The sequence below is a fragment of the Ilyobacter sp. genome, from assembly GCF_041583315.1.
In the GTDB taxonomy this organism is placed as follows: Bacteria; Fusobacteriota; Fusobacteriia; order Fusobacteriales; family Fusobacteriaceae; genus Ilyobacter.
The window spans coordinates 1-4838 of the sequence record NZ_JBFHGC010000189.1; the positions used below are offsets into that span (position 1 = coordinate 1).

The following is a 4838-nucleotide window of genomic DNA, read 5'->3' on the forward strand; positions in this document are numbered from 1 at the left end:
ACTTAATTGTTTTTAAATTCGCTCCCTCTCTCTTTAGAAAATTTTGGTTTGCCCAAGATTCATTTTTATCCTTGGGGAGATCCATTTATTAAATTAGAGCAGGGATTTTTCCCTGCTCTAAGAGTCTGTTTCAAGTTTTGTGTAAATTATCAATTTTTAAATACCTGTTTATATACTGAGTACGCCTCCATAAAGGTTGGAAATCCTACTGTGGGAATAAGTAAGAGAAGAGTCTGCTTTATTTCCTCTTGAGAAGCTCCTGCATCAGTAGCTTTCCTAATATGAGTCTCTAGAGCTCTCATATGACTGCTAGATGCTGATATAGCTATTTTTATGAGCCACCTCTCCTTTTTACCAACAGGTCCACAATCCTCATGTATTAGCCTTCCTAGTTCCTCATATTTTGAGTTTACCTCTGGAAATTCCTCTTTAAAACGGGTATATAACTCATGAGTATTTTTCATTAAATAACCTCCTTTTTTTTAAGTATATACTAGAAATCTTTTTATCTTCCTGTACTTATTTGAGATAAACTTTTTAATTTTTTACTTAGGTGCCCTATTAACTACAAAGGTTGGTCGTTTCCTGTTAGTTATTCATACCCTGTTTTCTTTGATCACGGAATGCTATTTCAAATTATTTACGATGTTCTAAACAACAAGACAGTGAACCGTCTGAAATGAAAAACGCCCCAAGATATATTCTGGGGCGAAACAGAGTATTTTATTTGATTTTAAAATATTAATTCTGTTAAAACTGCATAAAATGGTATGGTTATAACTACTAAAATAGTAGAAAGGCCAACGAGTTTAGATGCCTCCTTGGGGTGTTTGTTGTAATATCCGCTTAGGATTGCTACATTTGTCATTAGTGGCATAGTGGTTTGTATAAAATATACTTTTTTCAAAAGTATAGGAAGATGTAGAAAACCGTCGGCTATTTTTATTATTATAAAGGCTATAGCCGGAGCTATAATAAATTTTGAAATCAAACCTATTACGGATTCAAAGTCTGGTTTCAGGGATTTTATTCCCTGGTTGTATATAGAGGTTCCTAGATAAAGCATGGAAAGAGGAGTAGTCATTCCACCGATATATTTCAGATAAGTTGCCATAAATCCAGGAATAGGAACTTTGAAAAACAATAAAAATATTCCTATGAACATTGCTGTAGTGGTAGGAGTCAGTAGTTTTTTTAAACCATCTTTTATACTGCCTCCTTCTCGTACACAGTATAAACCATAAGTCCAGAAAAAAGTAGTACTGGCAAAGTAATAAAGGAAAATATAAGGGATACTTTCATCTCCAAAAAGAGCTATATTCACAGGGAGACCTATAAATATAGTGTTCGCAAATATAAATGAAATTTGGAAAAGTGCTTTTCTTTTTATATATTTGCTGAGGATAATAATATTAGATACTATTATCAAAATAATAATTATTGCAAAAGACAAACCCAGCCATTGGACGGAATCTATAAGCTCATCTCTTGTAAACCGCCCAGTAAGACCTTGTATTATCAGTGCTGGAAGACATATTTTTAATACAAGTTTTGAAAAAAGTTTATTACTTTCCTCTCCTAATATATCCTTGCTTGTTAAAAAACATCCAGTCCCGACCATTAACATTACAAGTATAACACTGCTTATTATTCTCTCCAAATGTCTCACTCCTAAAATATTTTAAATAATTATATGCTATTATCTTAATCCATCTTCACATTTGGATTCATCTTTTGTTAAACCACCTACTCGAGGATGTGGTCTTCCGCAATTTGTGATTGCTAGAATCACTACTATTTCATCACCTCTTGGAGCATCAGGGATTCTGACTTCCATAGCATCAAAATGAGATCTTACAAATGCTGCATCTTTATAGTGTAGAGGAACATCTATTGTACATCCTGGATACCCCATTTTCTTGGAAGAAGGAATAATTGCTTTTCCTCCACCAACTTCGTCACGAAATGGTTTTCCTAATTTTGGATGTAATATACTAGCAGCATGTTCTAGCTCACCGTTTCCACCTACAATTGCAGCTTTTCCGTAACTTTCAACTTCATCTATTTCTATTCCAGCTGCTTTTAGTGCTTTTTTTGTAAGTACAGGTGCTATTTCAACACTCCATTCAGTTAATTCAGATAAATCTTCAACATATTTTCCTGCAAAAGGATTTTTAATAATTACTGCAGCAGCAGATCTTTTATTGACTTTTCCTTCGATAGATTTTTGCCCATCTATCATAATCTCTTCTACAAAGGTACAAAACTTTCTAATCTTAATATTCATAAACTCCTCCTGGGTTCTAATCTTTATTTTTAATATAATTGATATTATCCGGGATCATTACAATTTCATCTTTGACACATAATAATGCTCCTTTTATTATCCCTTTTTCATATAACTTTTCTGCAGCATTTACCCCGTTCAATAATGCTTTATAAATCTTTTCTTTAGATATATCACCGACACTTAGTGTAACCAATTGACCAGGAATGTCAGTCCCTGAATCAATTTTTTCTGCAAAACAACGGGTAATTTTTTCATCTTCAACATTGGTCATATTACCTAAATATGTTGCACAGGCATCTGCAATAGCAGCATTACCAGCCAATACAACGGAGGCCGTTGCAATGCCTTTTGTAAAGCTTCTCCCTCCCAATCCACTGGTGCAGACTCCTCCGATATTCATATCATTGGTGATTGTCATTACTAATTTAGTTTTACTTAAATCTCGATTTAAAGGAATACCAATTTTTACTGGATCACCACTTATGTCTCTAAATGCTATATCTCCACCATTATTGATTATAACTCTAGTTGCACCTAAATCTATGGCTTTCTCTAAGGCTATATCTGAAAAAGAACCGGCTACAGCCCCTAATACATTTATAGTTTTATCTCCACACTTATCTATAGCTGTAATCATTTTATTCAAAACTCCAGGGTATTCTGCCTTAATCTTTTTAAGAGATTTCATGTCTTTTAATTCAGGCATATATTTCAATAAATTTTCTAATTCACCAATAATATATTCTGCAACCTTAAATGCTATATCGGAACTTCTTCTAGAATTAATTTTTATATCTAAAGTCATCTGAATTGGTCCGTGATTTATAAAAACCCTTTTATCTTCTAATTCCTGAATCATAATTATCCCTCTAGATTTAATTTTTTTAGTAATTTTTCTTTTGTCATAATTTCTTTAACATGACCACCAAGTTGTTCATATTTGTCTCGAGTCATTGTATATTCAATAGGTGCTACAGTTGCCGGTGTAGGAACCCAGGTTGTTGACTCAGGAACCATTTTTTCCACAGCGACCATAAAGTTTATTCCACCTCCTGGTAAAATAAATGTTGGTGCTCCTGCCACAGTCATACGTACTTCGTCATTATGTATGGCATCTGTAAGCTTCTTAGGAAAGTTTGTTACGCCAGCTCTAGCACTTCCACCTGTTCCACCTGTATAAATAACTGAAACTTTTGCTTCTTCACAAGTTTCTGAAATAAGTCTGACTGAATCAATTACTTCTTCAGTCAAAGGTATCTCTTTTACACTTCCATCCTGTTGCACTTCTAAGAGTGTAGCTTTTTGTCCTGTAGTTTCAGTTACTAATATTTTATATCCTATTTTTGCAATATTCATATCAATGGATTTTACGGCATCTAATGGATTGGTTATATTTGTTCCTCCCCATCCGTGACCGTGTTCACCAAAATATCGTCCTCTTGTACTTTTAGTTCCTGTTGGAACAACACCACTATATTCCATGCCAACCTCTTCACCGGCAAAATGATCAGAGAGCAATCCGATTACATGATAATCAAGAATAATTGCCTCATCGACTACTTTACACAAGTTTCTTGCAAACATACCAATAGTAGCACTTCCGCATCCTACTCTCATTAGTTTTTCTTTTTTACCATTTATAATTGGAGATTCCCCTTGTTTGATTTCTATAGTACTTCCCTGTTCAATTTTTAGTAATACCATTCTTCCGTTTGCAAGGTCTACAATTGTCTTAGCAACTATGAATCCGTCATTACCATTACTTAATAGATTTGCTCCACCTATAGTAAGCATTTTGGATCCGTACTCTTCAGTGGTAACCATACCTACTACTTTACCATCTCTTTTTACTTTTGACCCTTCTTCCCCTATATGCATATTAGTATCAATTTTCACCTTAACTCCGCTATAGCTTAGCGGTGCTTCTGTCACAACAGTCACAACATCCACTCCTTCTACATTTTCTTGAACTATAAAGGGTGCTGGACGACAACAGGGATAGCTAGTTCCGCTTCCCACTGCAGTAATGACAGGCTTATATGGAAGATTTTCTTTTTCCGGTATTGTTGTGATAGTCTCAACTACCAGTTTTCTGTTTCTTACAATGTTATCATCTATATTCGTATATCTTTTACATGCACCAGTCATACCCAATGGTATTGAACAGTTTACCGGGCAATTAGTGCATTTTGTAGAATTATTATTTTCTTCTGTTGTTTTTTCTATAGCTCCAAAGGGACAAATTCTTGAACATATGCCGCAACTAACACAACTATCCTTTAGTATAGCTTTTTTATCCAACATATCAATTGCAGATATAGGACAATTATTAGCACATATTTTACAACCTTTACATTTTTCCAAGTCTATTTTAATCATAATTCTCTCCTTTTGGATTTTTCCTAACATATCTCTAACTCCAACCAAACCTAAATTCCTTTATACATTAAAGTATTAAGAAATAGTTGGCTTATTTGTTGCTGGAGGAGTGTTCCTGCTCTTTGTAAACATAATCTCTCCGTCTATTATTACTGTTGTAATTCCCGGC

5 protein-coding genes are annotated in these 4838 nt (G+C 34.1%); all 5 read right to left on the reverse strand.

The window, feature by feature from the left end:
• Positions 1 to 149: 149 nt before the first annotated feature.
• Positions 150 to 464, reverse strand: coding sequence for a carboxymuconolactone decarboxylase family protein (locus ABZA26_RS07785; RefSeq protein WP_372713955.1), 315 nt, complete (start codon positions 462 to 464; stop codon positions 150 to 152).
• Positions 465 to 733: 269 nt separating this feature from the next.
• Positions 734 to 1660: an AEC family transporter gene (locus ABZA26_RS07790; RefSeq protein ID WP_372713956.1), complete on the reverse strand. Its 927-nt coding sequence runs from the start codon at positions 1658 to 1660 to the stop codon at positions 734 to 736.
• Positions 1661 to 1699: 39 nt separating this feature from the next.
• Positions 1700 to 2287, reverse strand: a complete 588-nt coding sequence (locus ABZA26_RS07795) for an amino acid synthesis family protein (protein WP_372713957.1) — start codon at positions 2285 to 2287, stop codon at positions 1700 to 1702.
• Between the two features lie 16 nt (positions 2288 to 2303).
• A complete protein-coding gene (locus tag ABZA26_RS07800; RefSeq protein WP_372713958.1) occupies positions 2304 to 3149 on the reverse strand; it encodes a UPF0280 family protein in 846 nt (281 codons plus the stop codon).
• A 2-nt stretch (positions 3150 to 3151) separates the two neighbouring features.
• On the reverse strand, positions 3152 to 4669 hold the full coding sequence (locus tag ABZA26_RS07805) for a 4Fe-4S binding protein (protein ID WP_372713959.1): 1518 nt from the start codon (positions 4667 to 4669) through the stop codon (positions 3152 to 3154).
• Positions 4670 to 4838: the final 169 nt, after the last annotated feature.